General features: G+C 49.1%; 23 protein-coding genes. 1 reads left to right on the forward strand and 22 read right to left on the reverse strand.

The window, feature by feature from the left end; translation table 11 throughout:
• Positions 1 to 124: 124 nt before the first annotated feature.
• Positions 125 to 2,977 carry a sensor domain-containing protein gene (locus tag B4C70_RS06265; protein ID WP_290777659.1) on the forward strand — a complete coding sequence of 951 codons (2,853 nt, stop codon included), beginning with the start codon at positions 125 to 127 and terminating at the stop codon, positions 2,975 to 2,977.
• Positions 2,978 to 3,023: 46 nt separating this feature from the next.
• On the opposite strand, the gene B4C70_RS06270 is transcribed toward B4C70_RS06265, so the two are convergent.
• The 22 genes from B4C70_RS06270 to glyA form a co-directional block, all read right to left on the reverse strand.
• On the reverse strand, positions 3,024 to 4,220 hold the full coding sequence (locus B4C70_RS06270) for a multidrug efflux MFS transporter (protein WP_290777661.1): 1,197 nt from the start codon (positions 4,218 to 4,220) through the stop codon (positions 3,024 to 3,026).
• Positions 4,221 to 4,414: 194 nt separating this feature from the next.
• Positions 4,415 to 5,395: a rod shape-determining protein MreB gene (gene mreB / locus B4C70_RS06275; RefSeq protein WP_023469490.1), complete on the reverse strand. Its 981-nt coding sequence runs from the start codon at positions 5,393 to 5,395 to the stop codon at positions 4,415 to 4,417.
• A gap of 217 nt (positions 5,396 to 5,612) precedes the next feature.
• Positions 5,613 to 6,917: a UDP-N-acetylglucosamine 1-carboxyvinyltransferase gene (murA, locus tag B4C70_RS06280; protein WP_290777666.1), complete on the reverse strand. Its 1,305-nt coding sequence runs from the start codon at positions 6,915 to 6,917 to the stop codon at positions 5,613 to 5,615.
• 221 nt (positions 6,918 to 7,138) lie between these two features.
• The gene (locus tag B4C70_RS06285; RefSeq protein WP_217448997.1) at positions 7,139 to 7,339 is read right to left on the reverse strand and encodes a DUF1146 family protein; all 201 of its coding nucleotides are present in this window, start codon (positions 7,337 to 7,339) and stop codon (positions 7,139 to 7,141) included.
• 351 nt (positions 7,340 to 7,690) lie between these two features.
• Positions 7,691 to 8,104, reverse strand: coding sequence for a F0F1 ATP synthase subunit epsilon (locus B4C70_RS06290; RefSeq protein WP_029342737.1), 414 nt, complete (start codon positions 8,102 to 8,104; stop codon positions 7,691 to 7,693).
• 26 nt (positions 8,105 to 8,130) lie between these two features.
• On the reverse strand, positions 8,131 to 9,549 hold the full coding sequence (gene atpD, locus B4C70_RS06295) for a F0F1 ATP synthase subunit beta (protein WP_290777670.1): 1,419 nt from the start codon (positions 9,547 to 9,549) through the stop codon (positions 8,131 to 8,133).
• Positions 9,550 to 9,585: 36 nt separating this feature from the next.
• Positions 9,586 to 10,437: an ATP synthase F1 subunit gamma gene (gene atpG / locus B4C70_RS06300; RefSeq protein WP_058704130.1), complete on the reverse strand. Its 852-nt coding sequence runs from the start codon at positions 10,435 to 10,437 to the stop codon at positions 9,586 to 9,588.
• Positions 10,438 to 10,479: 42 nt separating this feature from the next.
• Positions 10,480 to 11,988 carry a F0F1 ATP synthase subunit alpha gene (gene atpA, locus B4C70_RS06305; RefSeq protein WP_023469496.1) on the reverse strand — a complete coding sequence of 503 codons (1,509 nt, stop codon included), beginning with the start codon at positions 11,986 to 11,988 and terminating at the stop codon, positions 10,480 to 10,482.
• A 19-nt stretch (positions 11,989 to 12,007) separates the two neighbouring features.
• Positions 12,008 to 12,541 (reverse strand): F0F1 ATP synthase subunit delta, encoded by a 534-nt coding sequence (locus tag B4C70_RS06310; protein ID WP_023469497.1) that lies wholly within the window; start codon positions 12,539 to 12,541, stop codon positions 12,008 to 12,010.
• Complete coding sequence (atpF, locus tag B4C70_RS06315; protein WP_214852108.1) at positions 12,541 to 13,074, reverse strand: F0F1 ATP synthase subunit B; 534 nt, start codon at positions 13,072 to 13,074, stop codon at positions 12,541 to 12,543. The genes B4C70_RS06310 and atpF overlap by 1 nt, the downstream gene beginning before the upstream one ends.
• 127 nt (positions 13,075 to 13,201) lie before the next feature.
• Positions 13,202 to 13,414, reverse strand: a complete 213-nt coding sequence (gene atpE / locus B4C70_RS06320) for a F0F1 ATP synthase subunit C (RefSeq protein ID WP_023469499.1) — start codon at positions 13,412 to 13,414, stop codon at positions 13,202 to 13,204.
• 75 nt (positions 13,415 to 13,489) lie between these two features.
• Positions 13,490 to 14,233 (reverse strand): F0F1 ATP synthase subunit A, encoded by a 744-nt coding sequence (atpB, locus tag B4C70_RS06325; RefSeq protein WP_023469500.1) that lies wholly within the window; start codon positions 14,231 to 14,233, stop codon positions 13,490 to 13,492.
• 8 nt (positions 14,234 to 14,241) lie between these two features.
• Entirely contained in the window at positions 14,242 to 14,628 is a 387-nt protein-coding gene (locus B4C70_RS06330; RefSeq protein ID WP_023469501.1) for an ATP synthase subunit I, read from the reverse strand.
• Positions 14,625 to 14,843 carry an AtpZ/AtpI family protein gene (locus B4C70_RS06335; RefSeq protein WP_023469502.1) on the reverse strand — a complete coding sequence of 73 codons (219 nt, stop codon included), beginning with the start codon at positions 14,841 to 14,843 and terminating at the stop codon, positions 14,625 to 14,627. The genes B4C70_RS06330 and B4C70_RS06335 overlap by 4 nt, the downstream gene beginning before the upstream one ends.
• Positions 14,844 to 15,616: 773 nt before the next feature.
• Positions 15,617 to 16,750: a non-hydrolyzing UDP-N-acetylglucosamine 2-epimerase gene (gene wecB, locus B4C70_RS06340; protein ID WP_290777674.1), complete on the reverse strand. Its 1,134-nt coding sequence runs from the start codon at positions 16,748 to 16,750 to the stop codon at positions 15,617 to 15,619.
• A gap of 126 nt (positions 16,751 to 16,876) precedes the next feature.
• A complete protein-coding gene (upp, locus tag B4C70_RS06345; RefSeq protein ID WP_023469504.1) occupies positions 16,877 to 17,506 on the reverse strand; it encodes a uracil phosphoribosyltransferase in 630 nt (209 codons plus the stop codon).
• A 72-nt stretch (positions 17,507 to 17,578) separates the two neighbouring features.
• A complete protein-coding gene (locus tag B4C70_RS06350) occupies positions 17,579 to 18,535 on the reverse strand; it encodes a hypothetical protein (protein WP_290777677.1) in 957 nt (318 codons plus the stop codon).
• Between the two features lie 154 nt (positions 18,536 to 18,689).
• Entirely contained in the window at positions 18,690 to 19,358 is a 669-nt protein-coding gene (locus tag B4C70_RS06355) for an ABC transporter ATP-binding protein (RefSeq protein ID WP_290721651.1), read from the reverse strand.
• Complete coding sequence (locus tag B4C70_RS06360; protein ID WP_290777680.1) at positions 19,355 to 20,383, reverse strand: ABC transporter permease; 1,029 nt, start codon at positions 20,381 to 20,383, stop codon at positions 19,355 to 19,357. The genes B4C70_RS06355 and B4C70_RS06360 overlap by 4 nt, the downstream gene beginning before the upstream one ends.
• Before the next feature lie 75 nt (positions 20,384 to 20,458).
• Positions 20,459 to 21,814, reverse strand: coding sequence for a sensor histidine kinase (locus B4C70_RS06365; RefSeq protein WP_290777682.1), 1,356 nt, complete (start codon positions 21,812 to 21,814; stop codon positions 20,459 to 20,461).
• Positions 21,811 to 22,479 (reverse strand): response regulator transcription factor, encoded by a 669-nt coding sequence (locus B4C70_RS06370; protein WP_047394512.1) that lies wholly within the window; start codon positions 22,477 to 22,479, stop codon positions 21,811 to 21,813. Before B4C70_RS06370 ends, B4C70_RS06365 begins: the two co-directional genes overlap by 4 nt.
• A gap of 74 nt (positions 22,480 to 22,553) precedes the next feature.
• Positions 22,554 to 23,813, reverse strand: coding sequence for a serine hydroxymethyltransferase (gene glyA, locus B4C70_RS06375; RefSeq protein ID WP_290777686.1), 1,260 nt, complete (start codon positions 23,811 to 23,813; stop codon positions 22,554 to 22,556).
• Between the last annotated feature and the right edge of the window lie 84 nt (positions 23,814 to 23,897).

Here is a 23,897-nt window from a genome sequence, read left to right on the forward strand (position 1 = left end):
AAGTACTACTATTCCTATCAAAAAATCATTCTCCTTCTTTTGAATTCGTTTCATATTCATAATTATTCCAATTGCGTATAATTAGAAGTAGTTCATATCTACCAGTTGAAACGAGGTGATGACGGTGTCTTTCTTTAAAAGACGTACGAACCAATCGACCACTCCTTCTTTAGATTTCACACTGTTGACAGACATGACCCACTTCCTTGAAAATCACCCGGATGCAGTTTATACGATGGATTTGAAAGGAAATTTCATCGCATTTAATAATAAGCTACCTCTTTTACTCGGTTATCCTACCGACGCGATCCGTGGTATGCATTTCAGCGAGCTGCTCATCAAATCAGAAGCTGAACGTATTGCACCACTAAAACATCGTGTTCACGAAGGCGAAACGATTCATTTCACAACGGACATTCAACGAAAAGATGGTCAAATCCTGACTGTCAACGTCACGAACATTCCCCTCTACAATCAACACGTCATCATTGGACTTTACGGCATTGCGCGTGACGTCTCCCAACAAAAAGAATTACGTACCGCTTATAATCGTCTACTTGCAAAGGAAAAGTTGACGACGACGCTTGACGGCGTCACCTTTCTTGAATATATTCCTTCGACGAAACAACTGACTGCCGATGCCGCACTTAGTCAATTGCTAGAATGGTCACAGCGTCATGTCGCACAAATGGATGCATACGAACTGCTCGACGAAATCCACCCGGAAGACCGCGATCTATTCTTACAACAGAGTACTGCCTTGTGTGACGAGCAGATTGCTGAATTCTCGATGTCCCTTCGAATGAGCAAACGACGTCACTATACGAAAGTCGTTCGGTGTGATGCCTTACTTCAGCAAAACTCTTCTCCCCGCTGCGTCAACTTCATCCTGCATGATGCGACGGAGCTGACGAGTCTTGAACGCGAACGCGATCATGCCATTCAGTCCTTAAAGGATGTCTTCGGCTCACTGGATACGTCCATTTACGAACATATCTATCATCCGCAAACCGTCACGTTTCAATCAGCCGGTTTTTTAGCTCCCTATCAGCACATCCTGAACCGGATTGAAAAGGAACCCCAGTTATGGCGGACACTGATTCACCCCGAGGATTTACCACATTTAGAACTCTCGTATCCTGAGATTCGTAACGGTAAGGTCATCCGACACGTCTATCGCCTCCAACTCCTCGACAATGTCTTTTGGATCGAGGAAACCTGTATTCCAATTCTTGATAATAAGGGCGATGTCTCGGGTCATTATGGGGTCTCGTCTGACATTACGATTTTAAAAGAGCAACAGCATACGATTTGGCATCTCTCCATGCATGACTCGCTAACTCAGTTACCGAACCGCGCCTTTTTACTCGAGGAATTCACGAGTTTATTGAAGACACGAACATCGTTTACGTTGCTTGCTGTCACCTTTAAGCAATACAATGTCATTCATGAACGGTTCGGACATGATGTCGGAGATGAATGGATTCGCCAGACGAGTACTGAAGTGCGTCGCTTTGCAGATCAAGATCATTTCGTCGGTCATCTGTTCGGTGATAAGTATCTCTTCATCATTAAGAAACCGATTGATGAGACAGCTATCGTGAAACTAAGCCATCAGCTACTGAAGCTGTCTGAAAAACGTTTTGATGTCTTGTCTTATGAATTGTTCACGAACGTCTATATCGGTATCACATACGTCGTCAACGATAAACTATCAGCAGACGAATTATTGAAACAAACGTATACAGCACTCCGGCGTGCGAAATCACGAACGAAGAGCAATTATCAGTTTTACTCGACGACGCTCGATATTGATATGTATCGCCGTTATGAACTCGAACGGGATTTACGATACGCCATTCAAAACGAGCAGCTCGTCCTCGAATACCAGCCGAAAGTCGATGGCTGGAACGGAAATATCCAAGGAGCCGAAGCATTGATTCGCTGGAATCATCCGGAGTGGGGACGCTTGACGCCAAAGGATTTTCTCTCCTTGTCGGAAGAAAGTGAGATGTATCTCCACATTGGGGATTGGGTACTCGATCAGACATGTCGTTTTCTCAGTAAGCTTCGCGAACAACGCCATTCGAACATCGTTCCGATTTCCATCAACGTCTCCCCGAAGCGTCTGTTTTACGGAGATTTCGGACAAGTCATCGAACAATATCTCAAGCGATACCGAGTACCGGGTCATCTCCTTGAGATTGAATTACTCGAGTCCGACATCTTACTTGAAAGCGATAAAATCCATGAGATTCTAGAACGAATTTCTGCACTCGGTGTCCATATCTCCTTAGATGACTTCGGTACCGCCTATTCATCAATCTCTCACGTCCAGCGCTATCCGATCAATTGCCTAAAGATCGATCGTTCCCTCGCGCAACTGATCGAGCACGATCCGAAAAGTCGTTCCATCGTCAAAAGTATTCTATTCATGGCAAAGGAGTTTCAATTGACTGTCGTTGCAGAAGGCATCGAAACGATTCCGCAGCTCGATTTTTATCGCGAGTTACAGTGCGACCTGATTCAAGGCTATTTGTTTAGCAAACCTGTGTCAGAGAGCACTTTTGAAAAATTACTGACGAAAGGGATGTTATATCCACAACACACCGGTACAGCCGCTCCAGTCGAAGCGATTTTATCATTATTTGCTCAAATCACGATCACCCGGCTGAACGGTCGAGCCATCCAAGTCGGATCCTCTGATATCCTGATCAATCGATGTACGAATAAGACGTTGTTCTTCTACTCTTCGATTCGTCTGCCGATTCATCAAAACATCGAACTGAACGTGACACTTGCCTCATTGATTCATCCCGAGATTTTTCTCGTTCCTGCATCTATCACGGAACTCGATAACGGCCTGTTCCATTATGCAGCGGATTTCAAGGTGCGTGCGCTCTCTTCTCTCGTCCAGGAGCAACTGAAACATTCTCAACCTTCCTTTTTGGAAGACGTTCTCGAACCGCCTTCTTAAGACAAAAAACACGTCGACTCCTTCGTTAGAGTCGACGTGTTTTACCTTATCCGTTATTTTTACTAAGCACTGCTGTTTGTGTCCGCTCTAACACGGCATTCGTGATGACGATCAGTCCAGTGAAGAGGAATAACGCTTCAAAGCCGAAGTGACCGGCAATCTGTCCACCCGCGAGCGGTCCGAGGAAGTTCCCCATGAACTGCGCGGACTGGTTATATCCAAAAATCCGTCCTGACGCATTGGCTGGCGTATTCTTCCGAAGCAATGCCTGTACCGATGGCATCAGTGCTGCTGTCGCAAAACCAATTCCCATCCGTAAGACGATCAGTTGGCTCGTATCCGTGACGAACGCTTGCGGAATCAAGAACGCCGCAAAAATAAGTAGCGCAAAAAACAAGACACGCTCTGCTCCAATCTTATCTGAGAGACGACCGAGACGCTGTGCCGCAATCAATGCCGCAATCCCAGGTGCCGAAGCGACAATCCCGGATAGTAACGCCAGACGTTCTGTCCCCGGACTAAGTTCTCGAACATACAGCGACAGGATCGGACTGATTGATTGTGCCGCGAACTGAATCAGGAACGTCGTCAAAAAGAGACTTAAAATCAGTTCCGGATGACGCAGCGACTGGATGATTTCCTTCGCGGACGCCATTTTTTTAACTTCCATTGGGACGAATTCTTCTTTGACTAAGAAGTAGGTCACGAGGAAGGTAATGAAGAGCGGTACGCTCGTAAAGAGAAAAACGGGTCGAAGCCCAACAACGTCGGCGAGGAATCCTCCAATGAGAGGTCCTAGCAATCCACCGGCAATCCCACCGGTCGACAGGGTGCCGAGCGCCCAGCCACTTTTCTCTTTTGGGGTTTGGGAAGCAACGAGTGTAATACCGGCTGAAATGAATCCGGACACGGCTCCCATGACAAGACGTAAGAATACGAGTTGATAGACGTCTTGAACGAAACTAATCAAGAACATGACGATCGACATACCAAGACTTGCGCGAAGCAACATCAGCTTCCGACCTTTTCGGTCAGCGAGACGTCCCCAGATTGGTGAGACGATCGCAGCGACGAGGAACGTTGCACCAAAGGCGATACCGGACCAGGTCGTAATGTCTTGTCGGCTGTCGACACCGAGTTCTTCAATGAATAAAGGCAAAAACGGTAATACGAGACTGAGGGCTGCAGCGGTCAAAAAACTACCGAACCAAACAACGACTAAATTTCTTTTCCACAATGGCATTGTGGCATCACTTCCTTTTATTTGACAATTCGTTTCAATACAACAACTTCTAATATACACTTCACAATGTGAAATGTCTAGCGTTTGAATCGTTCAAGTGTTTCTTCCAGTTGTCCTCTACTCTTCATTAATTCGCAAAATGAATGCTACAAAAAAAAGAAGCATTCTCCGTTGAGAACACTTCCATCTTTTCATCACTTGCCTAGATTATCGAGCATGATGCCTGTACCGCGTGCGACACATAGCATTGGATCTTCTGCGATCAGAACCGGTAGTCCGAGTTCTTTTGCAAGCAGTTGATCGATGCCGTCAAGGAGTGCGCCCCCACCCGTCAGGATGATACCGCGATCGATGATATCCGCTGCAAGCTCTGGTGGCGTCTTCTCGAGCACACGCTTCGTTGCTTCGACGATTTCCATCGCTGCTTCCGCGAGCGCTTCGTGCATCTCTTCTGATGTCACCGTGATGTTGTGCGGTAAGCCTGTCACGAGATTGCGTCCCCGAATATCCATCTGTTCGCTCCGTCCGTCTTCTGAAACAGTAGCAACTGTCGTCTTGACCGCTTGTGCCGTCCGTTCCCCGATGATGAGCTTATGTGTATCCTTGATTGAACGGATGATGTCGTGGTCGAAGCGATCTCCTGCGACCTTGATCGTCTCCCCGCATACGATATCACCCATCGATAGTACAGCGACGTCCGTCGTTCCCCCACCGATATCAATGACCATGTGCCCTGCTGGCATCCAAATGTCCATACCGGCACCGACTGCTGCGACCTTCGGCTCGACTTCGAGGAAGACCGTCTTTGCGCCTGATTTTTCACCGGCTTGACGAATCGCCTTCGCTTCAACCGTCGTGATGCTTGCTGGTGTACAGATCAACATCCGGACGCCACCGAACATCTTACGGACTTCAATCTTATCGATGAAATGGCGAAGCATTGCTTCCGTCATTTCAAAGTCCGCGATGACTCCGTCTTGTAAGGGACGAATCGCGACGATGTTCCCCGGTGTCCGCCCTACCATCAAGTGTGCTTCCGTTCCTACTGCATGAATCTTACCTGTTGCCTTATCGATCGCGACGACCGATGGCTCATCGAGGACGATGCCTCTTCCTTTGACATGAATGACGACGTTCGCCGTCCCTAAGTCGATTCCGATATCTTTTGAAAACATCTCGTGTGCTCTCCTTTACCCGATGGCTATTCTTCCAAAATATAGAACGTCGTTTGGACGTCTAACCCATTTATGTATACATACTTTTCAATTCTAGCATACGCCTCATAACGAAACGACTTTCTTTTTCGCTTTTCACATTTCATTGTCATCTTTTTGAAAATACATCAAAAAAGCATCATCTCAAAAACATGAGATGATGCTTGGATAATTGGAATTAAAGCTTTGTTGCTGCCGTTTCTTCGACGATTGCTGCTTCTTCTGTCACACGTTCGACGTCTGCACCGAGTGCTTGAAGTTTGAGGTGGAAGTCGACGTATCCACGATCGATGTGGTGAAGCGCACCGACACGCGTTTCGCCTTCAGCGATCAATCCTGCTGTGACGAGTGCAGCACCTGAGCGAAGATCTGTTGAAAGAACTTCTGCTCCTTGCAACTGTACGCCGCCATTGATGATCGACGAGCGACCTTCAATCTTGATGTCCGCATTCATGCGACGGAATTCTTCGACGTGCATGAAACGGTTTTCGAAGACCGTTTCCGTGATGACGGATGTGCCGCCTGCTTTGAGGACGAGAGCCATCATTTGTGCTTGAACGTCTGTCGGGAAACCAGGGTGTGGCATCGTCTTGACATCAACTGCTTCAAGTTTCGCTGGACCAACGACACGGAGTCCTTCTTCTGTATCCGTGATCTTAACGCCCATCTCTTCCATCTTCGAGATGAGTGGACGAAGGTGTTCGCGTTCTGCGCCGATGACTTCAACGTCACCTTCTGTGATCGCTGCTGCGATCATGAACGTACCTGCTTCGATTCGGTCCGGAATGACATAGTGTGTTGCACCGTGTAATTTCTCGACGCCTTCGATGCGGATCGTTTCTGTACCTGCACCGCGGACTTTTGCGCCCATTGCGTTCAAGAAGTTCGCAAGGTCAACGATTTCTGGTTCTTTTGCGACGTTCTCGATGACTGTTGTTCCTTCTGCGAGAGTTGCCGCCATCATGATGTTCTCTGTCGCACCGACTGATGGGAAGTCAAGATAGATTTTTGCACCTTTTAAACGGCCGTCTACATGTGCTTCAACGAATCCATTTCCAATGATCGTTTTCGCTCCCATCGCTTCGAAGCCTTTCAAGTGGAGGTCAATTGGACGTGACCCAATTGCACAACCACCTGGCATCGCAACGCGTGCGCGACCGAGACGTGCGAGTAATGGTCCCATGACAAGGATTGATGCCCGCATCTTCCGAACATACTCAAGTGGTGCTTCGTCTTTAAGGTTCGGTTCTGCATTGACCGTCACTGTATTTGCTTCTGCATCGAATTCAACTTCTGCGTTTAAGTTGCGCAACACGTTGTTGATCGTGTAGACGTCCGCTAAACGTGGTACGTTTTGAAGAACCGATTGTCCTTCTGATGCAAGCAATGTTGCAACGAGTGTTTTTAATACGGCATTTTTTGCACCTTCTACTTTGACTGTGCCAGCTAATTTACGTCCGCCTCGGACAACGATTTTTTCCATTCCCCATACTCCTCTGCTTCGTTTCTGTTCTATTTATGATAGCGTGATAAGTGCGTATGCGGTTCAAAATGAACCGATAGAAGAGAAACTCCCAATAGTTAAAACTACTACGCGACTGTTTCGATGATTGATAAATTGACTGTGTTCTTTCATTAAAGAACAGTGTCCTTTTCCATGGTAATCCAGTTTCACGATACAAGGTTTACAATGAAGTTACAAGTTCAGCTGAATAAGAATTTCAGACGTTGCGCAAAACCAGCATATTCAAGTAAAAAGCGCGCCAGACTGGAACCAAGAGCAACAGCAAGCAGGACACGTAGTAAAACCGCCTGTGGACCTCTAGGATGTTGCAGGAATTTATCCCATTTGATTGGTAACATCACCCACCAAGCAAACAAGATGGCGATCACGTACATGAGCATGCTGATCAGAGCACTAATACCAATTGACGTCACTATCCTCGCACCTCTTCTTCATAATTTCTTCAACTTTACTATGATTTCATAAAATGAATGATTGCGCAAACAAAATGACACAAGCTGCATTTATTTTATCGCATAAAATATATTTATTGAAGAGCAAATGAGGAAAATCATGAGCTTTCTGTTGAAGAAATCGTTAAAACAAGGCATATAGTGTTCTTTTACATATTTTTCGGTTCCTAAACCTGATTCCAAGCGCCTCGCTCAGAAAACGCTTCTTCGCACTCATTCATTGATGCGTCGTACAAAAAAAGACCCGATTCCATGAAGGAATCGAGTCTTTGATCGACATCAATCGCGACCGTAATCTTTCAAGCTGAGACGGTTAACTGCTCGTTTCAGTGAAAGTTCAGCACGCTTGAATTCGAGTTCTGATAATTTCGTGTCCTGGAGACGACGTTCTGCACGAACCTTCGCAGCTGCAGCACGGTCGTAATCGACCTTGTCTGCTTGCTCCGCAGTTTCCGCAAGAACCGTTACAGTATCCTGGCGCACTTCCATAAAGCCACCGCTGATAGCGATCAACGTGCGTCCGCCATCTTCGTGGCGCAACTTCAAGATGCTGATGTCGAGTGGTGTCACGAGTGGGACGTGGTGCGGGAGAACCCCGATCTCACCAGAAATCGTCTTCGCAACGACCATACGGACATCGCCATCATACACTTCGCCATCCGGGGTGACGATATTGACATGAAGTGTGTTCATCTCAAGTCCCCCTTATGCTTTGTCACTTAGACAAGCGCCTTCGCTTTTTCAATCGCATCTTCGATCGGACCGACGAGACGGAATGCTTCTTCCGTTAAGTCATCGTGTTTACCTTCGAGGATTTCTTTGAAGCCGCGGATCGTGTCCTTAACTGGGACGTACGATCCTTTTTGTCCTGTGAACTGCTCAGCTACGTGGAAGTTCTGCGACAAGAAGAACTGGATACGACGCGCACGGTGTACAGTCAATTTGTCGTCTTCTGACAACTCGTCCATACCGAGGATCGCGATGATATCTTGAAGTTCTTTATAACGCTGAAGTGTTTCTTGAACTTGACGTGCAACACTGTAGTGCTCTTCGCCGACGATTTCCGGTGAAAGGGCACGTGATGTCGAAGCAAGTGGATCCACGGCAGGATAGATCCCCATCTCAGAGAGACGGCGCTCAAGGTTCGTCGTTGCATCTAAGTGAGCAAACGTCGTCGCAGGAGCCGGGTCAGTATAGTCATCGGCTGGTACATAAACCGCTTGGATCGATGTAACCGAACCTTTGTTTGTTGATGTGATTCGCTCTTGGAGCATACCCATCTCTGTTGCGAGTGTCGGCTGGTAACCAACGGCAGATGGCATACGACCGAGAAGGGCCGATACCTCAGAACCCGCTTGTGTGTAACGGAAGATGTTATCAACGAAGAGAAGAACGTCTTGTCCTTGCTCATCACGGAAGTATTCTGCCATTGTCAAACCAGTCAAGGCAACACGAAGACGTGCACCCGGTGGTTCGTTCATCTGACCGAAGACCATCGCTGTTTGTTTGATAACGCCTGAATCCGTCATCTCGTGGAACAAGTCATTTCCTTCACGCGTCCGCTCACCAACACCTGCGAATACCGAGATACCGCTGTGCTCTTGGGCGATGTTGTTGATCAATTCCTGGATGAGGACGGTCTTACCTACACCGGCACCACCGAAGAGACCGATCTTACCACCCTTGATGTAAGGAGCGAGCAAGTCGACGACTTTAATTCCAGTCTCGAGAATTTCAACTTTCGTTGAAAGGTTATCGAAAGTCGGTGCTTTTTTGTGGATCGGAAGACGTTCCACGTCAGCAGCGATTTCTTTTTCATCAATTGGGTTGCCGAGTACGTTGAAGACGCGACCAAGTGTCGCTTCTCCGACGGGTACCGAGATTGGAGCATTCGTATCGATTACTTCCATTCCACGGCGTACTCCATCCGTTGAGTCCATCGCAATGGTACGGACGACGTCGTCACCAAGGTGCAGGGCGACCTCAAGCGTCAAGTCGATAGCCACTTCTTCTACAGTTTGCGGCGTATATTGAATACGAAGCGCGTTGTAGATGTTCGGTAAGTGTCCTTCGAACTTAACGTCGATGACAGGTCCCATGACCGCGACGACGCGGCCTTTTAAACCGAGTTCGTTCATCGTGTTTCCTCCTACCTATCGTTACGTCAGTCGGGATTACTGCTGTGCAGCAGCCCCACTGACGATCTCTGTGATTTCTTGCGTGATTGCAGCTTGTCGAGCTCGGTTGTAGACGAGAGTCAATCGACCGATCAAGTCATCTGCGTTATCTGTCGCACTTTGCATTGCTGTCATACGTGACGCATGTTCTGCTACTTTCGCGTCAAGAAGCGCACCGAAGATCAAGCTCTCCGCATAACGCGGGAGGAGTTCCGCAAGGATTTGTTCCTCGCTTGGCTCGTACTCATAAGTCGTCGAAGACGAAGCTTCGATTTCTCCGAGTGGGAGAAGAGTTTCGACTTTCACTTCCTGGCTGATGACAGATAAGAAGTGGTTGTAGCACAGCTTGAGCTCGTCGATTTCGCCGATCGTGAACGCACTCACTGTGCGCTTCACGATCTCAGCGACGTCGACATACGAAGGAGAATCGTTCAAGCCTGTGATCGCATCCGTGACCGTGATTCCGCGTGAACGGAAGAACTGGACACCGACTTTACCGACCACGAAGAGAACGTAACTGTCCGTAGTATGCTTTTCTTTGATTTCCCGGTAGACTTCACGCAGCACGTTGGCGTTATATGCACCAGCTAAGCCGCGATCCGATGTGATGACGATATAGCCCGTCTTTTTGACGGGACGTTTCTCGAGCATCGGATGGCTCGCACCTGTCGTGCCATTCGCAATGGTTCCGAGTACCTCTTGCATTTTCAGCATGTAAGGTTGGAACTTCGCGCTATGTGCTTGAGCGCGGTTCAGTTTCGACGCCGAAACCATGTTCATCGCTTTCGTGATCTGTTTCGTACTTTTCGTCGAGTTGATCCGCGTTTGTATCTCGCGCAACGATGCCATTTCGATTCACCACCTTGTTAGTATCAAGAGCGTTCCGCCGGATTAGACCGTCGCTTGGAACGTTTTCTTAAATTCTGAGATTGCTGCTACGATCTCTTCGTCTGCTGGAAGGTTACCTGTCTTACGGATCTCATCGCAAAGTTGTTTGCGGTTTTGATCGAGCCAGAGGTTGAGTTCCTTTTCAAAACGACGAATATCCGTTACAGCAACATCATCAAGGTGACCACGAGTCAAGGCATAGATGATGATGACTTGCTTATCGACAGTAAGTGGTTGGTTCAAGTCTTGTTTCAAGACTTCAACTGTCCGCTCACCACGGTTAAGCTTCGATTGAGTCGCTTTATCAAGGTCAGATCCGAACTGAGCGAATGCTTCAAGCTCACGGTAAGATGCGAGGTCAAGACGGAGCGTACCCGCTACCTTCTTCATCGCTTTTACTTGAGCCGAACCACCTACACGCGATACCGAGAGACCCGGGTTGATCGCGGGACGGACACCTGAGAAGAAGAGATCCGATTGAAGGAAGATTTGACCATCCGTGATCGAGATAACGTTCGTCGGGATGTAAGCTGAGATATCCGACGCTTGTGTTTCGATGAACGGAAGGGCAGTCAAGCTACCTGCGCCAAGCTCGTCGTTCAACTTCGCCGCACGCTCAAGAAGGCGTGAGTGGAGGTAGAAGACATCCCCTGGGTAAGCTTCGCGGCCTGGTGGGCGTTTCAAGAGAAGTGAAAGCTCACGGTAAGCAGCTGCTTGTTTTGAAAGATCATCATAGATGACAAGAACGTGTTTGCCTTGGTCCATGAAGTGTTCACCCATCGCGACACCTGCGAATGGTGCGAGGTAAAGAAGTGGAGCTGGCTGTGAAGCCGCTGCCGAAACGACAATCGTGTAATCGAGGGCACCGTTTTTACGGAGCGTCTCGACGACGCCACGGACTGTTGATTCTTTTTGTCCGATTGCGACGTAGATACAGATCATGTTTTCTTCTTTTTGGTTGATGATCGTATCGATGGCGATCGACGTTTTACCCGTCTGACGGTCACCGATGATCAACTCACGCTGTCCACGACCGATTGGAACGAGGGCATCGATCGCCTTGATTCCTGTCTGAAGTGGTTCGTGTACCGATTTACGCGCCATGACGCCAGACGCCTTACGCTCGATCGGGTTGTAGTGTTCTGTTTCGATTGGACCAAGACCATCGATTGGCATACCGAGTGGGTTGACGACACGTCCGAGGAGTGCGTCTCCTGTTGGTACTTCCATGATGCGGCCCGTACGGCGAACAGAGTCACCTTCTTTGATTTCAAGGTAGTCACCGAGGATGATGATACCGACGTTGCCTTCTTCTAAGTTTTGCGCCAAGCCCATTGTGCCGTTAGCGAATTCTACGAGCTCTCCCGACATGACGTTGTCGAGTCCGTGTGCACGAGCGATACCATCACCGATTTGGATGACCGTACCTGTCTCGTTCACTTCCATCGTAGAACCGTACTGCGCGATACGCGCTTTAAGCAGGGCGCTGATTTCTTCAGCTCTAATGCTCATGCGTTTCACCCCTATTTTCTTACGCTTTTAACAGCTCACGCTCAAGGCGCGTTAGTTTAGTTTCGATCGTACCGTCATATGTCGTGTAACCGATTTGAACGCGAAGTCCTCCGATGACACTCGTGTCGACGACGTTCTCGACTTCAAGCGTTTTACCTGATTTTTGGCCAAACGTCTCTTTCACTTTCGTGAGTTCCTCGTCTGACAATTTGTATGCACTCGTGACGATTGCCGTCGCGACATTGCGGTGTTCATTCAACAATGCAATGAAGTGTTCCGGTAATGTAACGATTTCTGCCGCCCGGTCGTTTTCGACCATGACGAGCAATGTGTTCAAGACGATCGAGTTGAAGCCAGTGAAGCTTGTTTGAAGAACTTGCTTGAGCTCTTCAGCAGAAATCGATGGGTTATCTAAAACCGAAGCGAGCTCTGGTGTTGCGTGGAGCACTTCGCCGAGCGTCCGCACATCAGCTTCTGCTTGCTCGAGCACATGGTGCTCAAGCGCAAGATCGAAGAGCGCTTTTGCGTAGCGTCCCGCTACGTGATCACGCATTAGTTCGTGCCCTTAGTATCAGCAAGGAATTGATCGACGAGTGCTTTTTGAGCGGCTTCGTCTGTCGCAAGCTGTGTTTTCATGACGTGGCGTGCTGCAGCGATTGCTTGAAGAGCGACATCGTTCTTCAAAGCAGCTTGTGCTTCAGCGCGTTCACGTTCGATCGCACGGCGAGCTTCTTCCTTACTCATTTCGGATTCAAGACGTGCCTGCTCCATCGCACGTGCTTGCTCTGCTTCTGCCTGACGGCGTGATGCTTCTAAAAGATCGCGTGCTTCCGTACGCGCCTTGTTTAATTCTTCGCGTTGTTGTTCTACGTAGACTTCAGCGTCTTTACGGCTCTTTTCAGCCGAGTTGATCTCGCTAGCCACATGCTCTTCCCGCGCTTTCATCATGTTGACGAGCGGGCCCCATGCGAATTTCTTCAAGAGGATGAGGAGCAAGAGGAAAACGACGATCGTGACGATCATGTTGGCTAATAAGAGATGGTTGCCTTCGCCACCAGCCTCTGCCGCAAGATACGTTAGATTCATTCGATTACACTCCCCTCGTGGTTGGTTCAACTTCAATATCTACATAAGGGAGCCTAAGCTCCCGTGACGGTTCACTCAAACGTTGAACGAATAGCGCCCTATGTAGTCCGTTCTCGTTAATCGTGGATTAAGAGTTGAGAAGAAGGAAACCGACCGCTACACCGATGATTGGAAGTGCCTCAACGAGACCGATACCGATGAACATTGTTTGACGAAGTTCGTTTTTGAGTTCTGGCTGACGTGCTTGACCTAATACTGTACCGTTTACGATAAGACCGTTACCGATACCTGCGCCGAGTGCGCCGAGTCCGATGATGATCGCTGTTGCAATAAGATTCATGATAAATTGCCTCCCTAGAGTATGTTCATTGATTTGTCGTGCTGTTATCGGAAAAGCGGATGCTTTACCTTCGAATTAATGGTCGTGCGCTGCCTTATGTCCGATGTAAACCATCGTCAAGATAAGGAAGATATACGCTTGGATACCACCGATGAAGAGTGAGAATCCTTGCCAGATCAACATCGGGATACCCGAGATGATCGCGCCGACTGGTCCGAGGAATTGGAAATCGTTCGTACCAGAGACGATACCGATCGAAAGAATAATTCCGATCATGATTTCACCAGCGAAAATGTTTCCGTAAAGACGAAGACCGAGCGTCAACGTGTTTGCAAACTCCTCGATGATGGTAATGATAAACATCGGTGTCATGAATGTTTTCGCATAAGCACCGAAGCCTCGCATTTTCACACCGTAGTAATGACTTAAGACTACTACGAGAGATGAAAGTGCCAGTGTCACGTAAGGATCTGCAGTTGGTGAGTTGAACCAAATGTAGTGTCCCGTCACGACGTTGAATGGGAGACCCATGATGTTGGACACAAGGATGAACAGGAATAATGTCATTCCGAACGTAAGGAAGCGACCCCCTGTTTTCCAGTCCATCGTGCTGCTGATGATGCCGCGAACGAATTCGAGGAACATCTCCATCACGTTTTGAGCACCGGTTGGCTTCATCACAAGACGTCGCGTACCGGCCACGGCAATCAAGAAGACGAGAGCAGCAGCAATCAATACTGTGATCAAGTTCGTCCAGCTACCGTACAGAACGAAGTCACCCCAGAGTGGGATTTCGTAAAGTGGCATTTCGTGGTTCATTTGACTATTCACCTCTTTTCCCGCTTGAGTTCGTGAGTCAAGAACTCACAAAATTGTATGACGTGGCCGGCGAGAAGGCCTATTACCACCGCAGTTAATGACAATTCAGTTTGATATTTCAAACCGATCATCACACAAAGTACCGCGACCGCCATGCGTGAAACGGTCCCTCGAGACACTGGCTTACGCCCCGTCTCAATTACACGATACATCCGATCGACGCTAAGTCGTTGAAGCGTCAAGATCAGAAAGCTGCCAGTTCCACCAAGTGCTAGTCCATAGATGACTGGGTCACTCGGGCGTCCGATGAGCAGCAGGACAGCTAGGATTCCATAAAAGAGTCCAAACCATCGTAAGTACGCACGATACAACGCATCTTGAAGGATGATGTTCATGTCTTCTCCCCTAACAAGTGCCTGATCATGGCGATCATGCAAAGAATGCCGATGAAAATCCCGATGAACACGGCGAACGTCGCACCCATTTTTTCCCACCATTGTTGTTGTTCCCCATAGTTCCCAACCAAAAAGCCAATGACGATCGGTGCAGCCAGTGCCGTCGAAATTTGCGAGGCCATGACCATACTCTTCGCGAGCCCACTTTGGCGCACTAGAGACGACCCCCTTTTTTCCCAATTGTGAGTTCTTTTTCTTTCCCACAATTTGCGGATTTTCATACTAGTCAAGAATACAATGAAGCAGCTTTCATAGTCAAATGAATTCACAATAAAAACAGAGCCGAAAAACCTATACATATCAACGATTGATAAGGTTTTCACAGATATCATCCATGCAAGTCATTTCACGAAGATGTGAAGAAAATATGTAGTACTATCAACGGTTAAAGAGATTATTCATATGGTGAACAAAATCGTTGAATAGTAACGTTATATCGTGCCCGTTAAAGCGAAACAAGCCCTCTAAAATTGATTTGTGTCGATTTTGTGAAAAAACATTTTTTGTTCACAATTGAAAACGCTTCCGAATCAGGACATAAAAACAGCTCTGACATCTGTTTGTAACAATACATTTCAGCGATTTCCATTTTTTTAATCGTGCGCTACGTCACAGCTTGAATCGTCATCGCTTCCCTTCCAGTTTCAAGGTCATTTGGTTTTACATTTTCTAAACAAATGGGCTGATTTTAGTGGAAATGGTAAGATTTAAAGATATTATCCTCCTAAATCAACTATTGCGATTACACGAAATTCAAGACATAACAAAGAATCGCTCACATCACGCGACTCCTACAGGAAAAAGCACGAGTTTTCGTGCTGTCAGAGACAAGTGAGATCCGACTCCTCGTCTAAAGACGAAGGAGGCGCGGCTCACGTCTCGCCTGAGGAAAGCAAGTGAATGCAAGCGATTCGAGGATGATCGTTTTTTATTGCGTGAGTAACGGTGCCGGTGCTTCTCCTTGACCGAAGTGATGCAGAATTGCTTGGACGATGCGTTCGGACGCGTGACCGTCTCCATACGGGTTTGAAGCATGCGCCATCTCCTGATAAAGTGTTTTGTTCGTCAAGAGTTCTGTTGCCATCTGATAGATCGTCTCTTCTTCCGTTCCGGCAAGCTTCAACGTTCCGGCAGTAATCCCTTCTGGACGCTCTGTCGTGTCGCGTAAGACAAGCACAGGTACACCAAGTGACGGCGCTTCTTCCTGTACGCCACCCGAGTCAGTCAGGATTAAATGCGCACGACTTGCGAAGTTGTGGAAGTCGAAGACGTCGAGCGGTGCGATCAGAGAAATCCGATCATGCCCCTCAAAGACCGTCTTCGCTGCTTCTTGAACGACCGGATTGAGATGGACTGGATAGACGACATGTGTATCCGGGAACGCATCGACGAGACGACGGATCGCTCGGAACATCTGATGCATCTTTTCACCTTGGTTCTCACGACGGTGCGCTGTCATCAAGATCAACTTCCGGTCCCCGACCGTCTCGAGCATCGGGTGGACGTAATCCGATTGGACGGTCGTTTGCAGGGCATCGATTGCCGTGTTTCCTGTAATGTAAACACCGGCGTGACGATTTTCGGATGCGAGATTCGCTGCCGCTTGCGCTGTCGGAGCGAAATGTAAGTCCGCGAGCGTCGACGTCAACTGACGATTGACCTCTTCCGGGAACGGAGAGTACTTATTATAGGTCCGCAGTCCCGCCTCGACGTGACCGACCGCGATCTGATTGTAATAGGCAGCGAGGCTTCCGACGAACGTCGTCGTCGTGTCGCCGTGAACGAGGACAAGATCCGGCTTGATCTCCTTCATGATCGCATCGAGTCCTTCGAGACCACGCGTCGTAATATCAACGAGTGTCTGACGTTGCTTCATGATATTCAAATCATGATCCGGTTCGATCTCAAACAGATCGAGCACTTGATCGAGCATCTCCCGGTGCTGGGCAGTGATCGTAACATGAACATCAAAAGCAGGGTGCTGCTTTAGGGCGTTGACGAGCGGTGCCATCTTGATGGCTTCCGGTCGCGTCCCGAAAATCGGCATGACTGTAATCGGCATGGTGACTTCCTCCTTTTTTCCTTTTTTCATTAAAGCATATTTCAGCAATCTTGCGCAGTTTACGAAATAGCAACGAAAAGACCGCAGATCATCGTCTGCGGTCTTTTCGTATATCTTGCTGTCTTTTTACTTCGTTCCGAAGAGACGGTCTCCTGCATCACCGAGTCCTGGGACGATGTATCCGTGGTCGTTCAACTTCTCGTCGAGTGCCGCGAGATAGATGTCGACGTCTGGGTGTTCTTCTTGAACGCGTTTAACGCCTTCAGGTGCTGCACAGAGACATGCGAGCTTGATGCTCTTCGCCCCTTGTTTCTTTAAGGAGGAGATGGCGTCTGCCGCCGAACCACCTGTCGCAAGCATCGGGTCAACGACGACGAAATCACGTTCTGCGACGTCTGTTGGGAGCTTGAGGTAGTATTCCGTTGGCTCGAGTGTCTCCGGATCACGGTACAAACCGATGTGACCGACTTTGACGTTCGGCATCATGCGGAGCATCCCGTCGACCATACCGAGACCGGCGCGGAGAATCGGGACGATCCCGAGTTTCTTGCCTTCGATCATCTTTTGCGTCGTCTTCGTGACCGGTGTCTCGATCGCGACATCTGTGAGTGGAAGGTCACGTGTGATTTCATATGCCATCAATGAAGCCACCTCGTCGACAAGTTCCCGGAATTGTTTCGTTCCTGTTTCGACTTTACGCATGATCGTCATCTTGTGCTGAATCAATGGGTGATCAAATACATGTACTTTACTCATTGTTTGCATCTCCTCTCCATTCTCTTTTCGCATTGTACTCTAAAAACGTACTGCTTGGGAACTGTTTTTTCGTCAGTTCCCGAGCGTACTCTTCCCTGATAGAATTGCTTTTGCGGCGTAAGACCATTCATTGTCCGGTTGTTTCGCGAGTTCTTGCAAGGTCGCACGATAATCACCTTTTTTATATTTTTGTTCATAGACCGCTTGCATCCAGAGGACGTCACTCATGTATCCGGACTTCGGGAAATCTTTCCGATAGGCAATATAATCCACCTGTGTCGTCTGCTTGAGCTTTCCGGCAGTGATCAACTTATAGAAGCGTGCCATACCTGCTGTCTCTTTGTTCGTCAAGACGGATCCGGTCAAGACACTGTCTGCTCGTTTGTAGTCTTTCGCCTGAACGGCAGCAACCCCTTGCTCGAGTGCTTCTTTCGGAGGTAGTTGCGTCTGCTTTGTTTCGGAAGAAGTCTCCTTCTTCTCTGGCTTAATCGCTTTCGCTTTTTCTTGCTCACTTGCCAGCTGCTCGTTTTTTTCTTTTAACTGTTCGACTTCCGTTTGCAGCGCTGCGAGTTGTTGCTCGACCTCTGTTTGTTTCGTTGCGACTGGTGTTGCGGGTTCGCTATCCAACTGTGTCCAGACGAGAACGAGAGAGACGACAGCAACGGCTCCACCAATCCACCATGGATTCAGTTTTCCGAGTCGCTTCCAGTCTTTCAATTGCGGATGATTCTGAACCGTCATGGGAAAGGATGCCAATCGCTTCTGGGCAAGACGCTTCCCACCTGCTTTTCCTGCGATCGCCAGGCGATAACGATAGACTTCTGCTGGCATCGGTAAGGTCTTCCACTGTTCAAAACGAGCATCTGCCTGTTCATAAAATCCTGCCTGTTGCATGATGACGATTGCTTTGAAATCTTCGAGCATCCGGTGATATTCCCGGCGCTCGTGGCTTTTATGGGTGAACCATTCTGTCAGGCGTTCCGTTTGAATGGCTTGAAGTTCTGATTGGATCAAGGTTGATAAGTTCACATTTATTTCCACCTTTATCTTTTTTTTACTACGGTTAAGTATAGCAAAGATAACGCTTCTGCAAATGGTTCGTTTCCCCTATCTTCTTGACGAAGCATTGAAAAAAACCTCTTGTTTTCGTACGTCGATGTACGAAAACAAGAGGATGAATCGTTTAACGATGAGAATAGGATCGGAATACTTTTGTTTCCGTGATGCGTCCGTCTTCAATCCGCCAAATCCGGTCACAGACATCAAGCATCCGTTCGTCATGCGTGATGACGATGACGGTCTTGTTAGAAACATGCGCTTGTTGTTGCAACAGCTCCATCACCCGGCGACCATTCGGATAATCGAGACTTGCCGTCGGTTCATCCGCGAGTACAAGTCGTGGTTCATTGACGAAGGCCCGGGCAATCGCGACACGTTGTCGTTCGCCACCTGATAAGGCGTGCGGCAAATGGTCTTTCCGGTGCTCGAGTCCGAACACGGCGAGAGCCGATGTCACGTCAACGGTTCGCCCCGCTTCCTGCGCGACCAGCTCTAGTTGCTCTCCTGCTGTCAAAAATGGTACGAGATGCGATTCTTGAAAGATGAATCCGACTTCCTCAAGTCGCAAACGACGACGTTCTTCGTCCGCTGCTTCACTGACGCACGTATCATCGAAGTAGACGGCACCCTTCGTTGGTGTCTGTAACAATCCAAGCAACTGGAGCAATGTACTTTTCCCGCTACCACTTGGTCCGACGAGGGCAATCAACTCACCCGCTTCTGCTTGTAAGTTGATGTCATGTAAAACCGTCATCTCACCATAACTTTGTTCAATCTGATCTAATCGGATCATCCGTTCATTCCTCCCATCGCATCTGCTGCCTCGAGTTTTTTGACCATCCGTAACGGAACGAGCGCACCGAGGATTGCCGTTACGAGTAAAATGCCCCCGTACATCAGACTGGTCGACCATTCAAAACGGAATGGAAGATCCGACGGTAGGAAACGACTCGTCAGATAGGTGATGGCGACGCTGACAGTAAAGGCGAGGCTCGTCAAGAGGATGACTTGTACGAGTAGACTCGCACCCATCGTCCGTGTCCGAATGCCGATTGCCTTCAAGACACCGAGCTGTTTCATCTTCTGCATCGTCAAGATATAGAAGAAGGCTGTCAGAATCAACGCCCCGATGACAACGAGAGCCACTCGCATCATCTGGAAGGAGTTTTGCTCCGCTGCATAGCCTGGTACGTTCTCAACGACTGCTTGTTTTGAGAAGACCGCTTGATCCGTTTGCAACGACTGACCGATATACGCTGAGACGTATGATGCCCCCATCTTCGATTGCCATGCTTGCCACGATTCATCCGTCATCCAGAGAACAGGTGCGTGACTATAACGTCCGTCCGTTACAGTACCGGCAATCCGGAACGTCTCTTTCGTCCGAAAATCCGTAATCGTATCGCCGACACGGGTTCCGCGTTGTTCCGCGTACGCAGCATCGACGAGCACCTCACCTTTTTGCAACGATCGCAGCTGTTCCGGACCATAGTTCGTAGTCTGTGGTAACGCAAAGACTGTCACATCATCCTTCGTTCCGTTCTTCTTCTCAAGCACCATGTTCTGGACACCGAGTGCTTCTGCGCCCTCCGGTGTCTCGTCCGCCTGTAAGAACGAACGAGTCAGCTGCCCTTCCGCGTCTTTACTCAGCGCAAACTGCTCGACCGGCAGATTACGGACGGCAGCCCCATTGTCATAGGCAAGTCCGTCCGCAAGACCGGTAATCATCAAGATCAATAAGACGATCAACATCGTCACGATCGTCATCCAACCGAATCGTCCTTTCATTCGGACGAGTTCTTTCCATCCTAGTTTCATCGCGTGATCCCTCCTGTATGTTCGCTACAGGACTGATGATACGACTGCAATATGAACGGAACATGAACGCACGCGTCAAATGCGTAAAAAAGTCAATGTCACAGTCAAACCGGATGAGTCAGACGACAAGCTCGCGTCCCCACCAAGTTGGCGCATCGTCTTTTTGACGATCGCAAGACCGAGGCCCGTCCCGCGCGACGTGCGGGACGCATCGCCTTGATAAAAGCGTTCAAAGGCATGTTCCATCTGTTGTTCGGTCATACCTGGTCCTTCATCTTTAATTCGGACGATGATCTGATTCGCTTGTTCTTGCGCCTGAATATGAATCGTCGCTCCTTCTTTCGAGAACGAGACGGCATTTCGAATGACATTTTGGAAGACATGTTCCAGCGCACTGGCATCTGCTTGAATCTGTAGCGCTGGCGATACATCGAGTGCGACGGCGATGCCTTGCTCATCGAGCTGAAAGGCAAGTGTTGCGAGTGTCGTCTCTAGACTCGTGCGCAGATCGAGTGCTTGCTGCTTGAAGCGTCGTCCTTCATCGAGCTTCGCTAAGATCAATAATTGACGCGTCAGTTCCGACATTCGCGCTGCCTCTTGTTGAATGATTGCCCGTCTCCTGACGTCTTCTCCCGTCACGTCGAGTTGTCCCGCGTACCCCGAGATTGTCGTCAGCGGTGACTGAAATTCATGCGAAACATTTGCAACGAACCGGCGTCGTTCCGTATCGGACGCTTCAATCGCCATCGCCATCTCGTCAAAGCGTCGGGACAGTTCACCAATCTCATCGCGCGCCTTCGTTCCGACGCGAATTCCATAGTCGCCGTCTGCCATCTGTTCCGTTGCTTTCGTTAATCGATCAATCGGTCGAACGAGATAACGGATCGAGAAGACGAGCAAGAGAAAGCTGATCACGATAAGCAGTCCGAGGAACAGACCAACAAACAGGTGCAACTCACGGATCTGCCGACTTAAGTCCGGACGGACGAAGATCGCGTCCGTTCCTTGCGATGTTTTGACTGATGTGCCGTACGTATTGATGACCTCGTTATCGAACAGACCGAGCAGGAATAGATGGAACGGATACTCGCTCATCCCGTAATATGGTTGACCGTTCTTCACTTGCTCGATGACTTGACTCGAAAGCGTTTCATCACGAAATGGATTTCCGTAACGCTCCGTTCCGTCGTCCGTTCGGACATACAGTTGAAAGCCAGTTGCTTGTAACATCCGGTAAAACGATTCCGTCTTTCCGTCACCGTGCGTCTCGTAATAATCGATCGCTGTCTCGACCGCTTCCTCGACTTTTTGGCTATAGCTGTCCTGCCAGAACGAATAATAGGCAATATTACTAATTAAAAGAGCCAGTAGGGCGGACACGAGTAAGACGACACAGACGAGACCAACGATTTTCGTATAGAGGGATCTCATGCGTCGACCTCCAACCGGTAGCCGAGTCCGCGGACGGTCTCGATCTTCACGTGATTCGTCTCCTTCAGGCGTCCACGAAGTCGTTTGATGTGGACGTCAATCGTCCGGTCATCCCCCATGAAATCAAGTCCCCAGACGTGTTCGATCAATTCCTCGCGGCTGAAGACCCGTCCCGGGAAACTTGCCAGCTGATGTAATAATTCGAACTCGCGCCGCGGGAGTGTCCACTCGGTCGACTGGATCGTCACGAGCTGACTGCGTTTATCAATCGTGACATCCCCGAGATGCAGAACGGGTTGCGCCGCTTTTTGATAGCGCCGAGCCACAGCGTGAAGCCGAAACACTAATTCTTCCGGATCGAACGGCTTCGTGATGTAATCATCAGCACCTGCTGCAAAGCCGTCCCGCTTATCCGTTAGTTCACCGAGCGCCGTCAGCATCAAGATCGGGATGTCCCCGTTTTGCCGTAATCGCTCACACAGGACGAGACCGGTCTGCCCGGGGAGCAAGACGTCGAGCACGGCTGCTTCAAACGTCATCGTCTCGATCCAAGCGAGCGCTTCGTTTCCGTCTGCTGTCGCTCGGACGGAATGTCCATCGGCTTGTAACGTTGAACAGACGAGTGCTTGAATATGTGGATCATCTTCAACGACTAGAATATACATCGTACGCCTCCTTTTTTAGACAAACAAAAATCCCCTTCCCCTTCTCATAACGAAAAGGACGAAGGAGATGACGATCACCCGCGCTCTGGGTAGAGTGGGAAACGACCTGTCAAAGCAACGACACGCTCGCGTGCTTGTGCGAGAACGTCTGCTTCTTCTGGATGGTTCAAAACGAGTTCGATCAACTCGGCGATTTCTTTCATCTCGGCTTCCTTGAAGCCACGTGATGTCATCGCTGCCGTTCCAATCCGGATACCACTCGTGACGAACGGGCTCGCTGGGTCGAACGGAATCGTGTTCTTGTTGACCGTGATGCCGGCTTCGTCAAGTGCATGCTCTGCGAGTTTCCCTGTGATCCCGAGCGGTTGTAAGTCGACGAGGAGCAAGTGATTGTCCGTTCCGCCTGAGACGATCCGGAGTCCACGCTTCGTCAATTCCTCACCGAGGACTTTTGCGTTCGTGACGACTTGACCGATGTAGTCCTTGAACTCTGGTGCAAGAGCTTCACCGAACGCGACAGCTTTCGCGGCGATGACATGCATGAGTGGACCACCTTGGATGCCTGGGAAAATGGCTTTATCGATTGCTTTCGCATGCTCTTCTTTACAGAGAATCATCCCACCACGTGGACCACGCAACGTCTTATGCGTCGTCGTCGTGACGAAGTGTGCATGCTCGACTGGGTTCGGATGTTGACCTGCTGCGACGAGTCCAGCGATGTGTGCCATGTCGACCATCAAGTAAGCACCGACGCTGTCTGCGATTTCACGGAACCGCTTGAAGTCGATGACGCGCGGATACGCCGATGCGCCCGCTACGATTAATTTTGGTTTGTGCTCTTCTGCTAATTTCGCGACGACGTCGTAGTCAATCATTTCTGTCTCTTGATTGACACCGTATTCCACGAAGTTGTACTGGACACCGGAGAAATTGACGGGACTACCGTGCGTCAGATGACCACCGTGCGATAGGTTCATCCCGAGGACCGTATCGCCCTGTTCGAGAATCGTGAAGTAGACCGCCATGTTCGCTTGTGCACCCGAGTGTGGTTGCACGTTCGCGTGCTCCGCACCGAAGATTTCCTTCGCGCGGTCGCGTGCTAAATTCTCAGCGAGATCGACATACTCACAGCCACCATAATAACGACGACCTGGGTAACCTTCTGCGTACTTGTTCGTCAAGACACTGCCTTGTGCTTCCATGACAGCTTGCGAGACGAAGTTCTCGGATGCGATCAATTCGATGTTATCCCGTTGACGACCTAGTTCCTGGCGCATTGCCGAAAAGAGTGCCTCATCTTGTTGTTTCAGATACGTAAGCGGTGTTTGTTCCATCTGAATTCCCCCATTTCATTTCGATAGACCTATCTTAACACGAATGTTTCGTTCCCGGCATCCCTAAAAACAACATCAAAAAAG

The organism is Exiguobacterium sp. UBA5002, assembly GCF_002396765.1.
Taxonomy (GTDB): Bacteria; Bacillota; Bacilli; order Exiguobacteriales; family Exiguobacteriaceae; genus Exiguobacterium_A.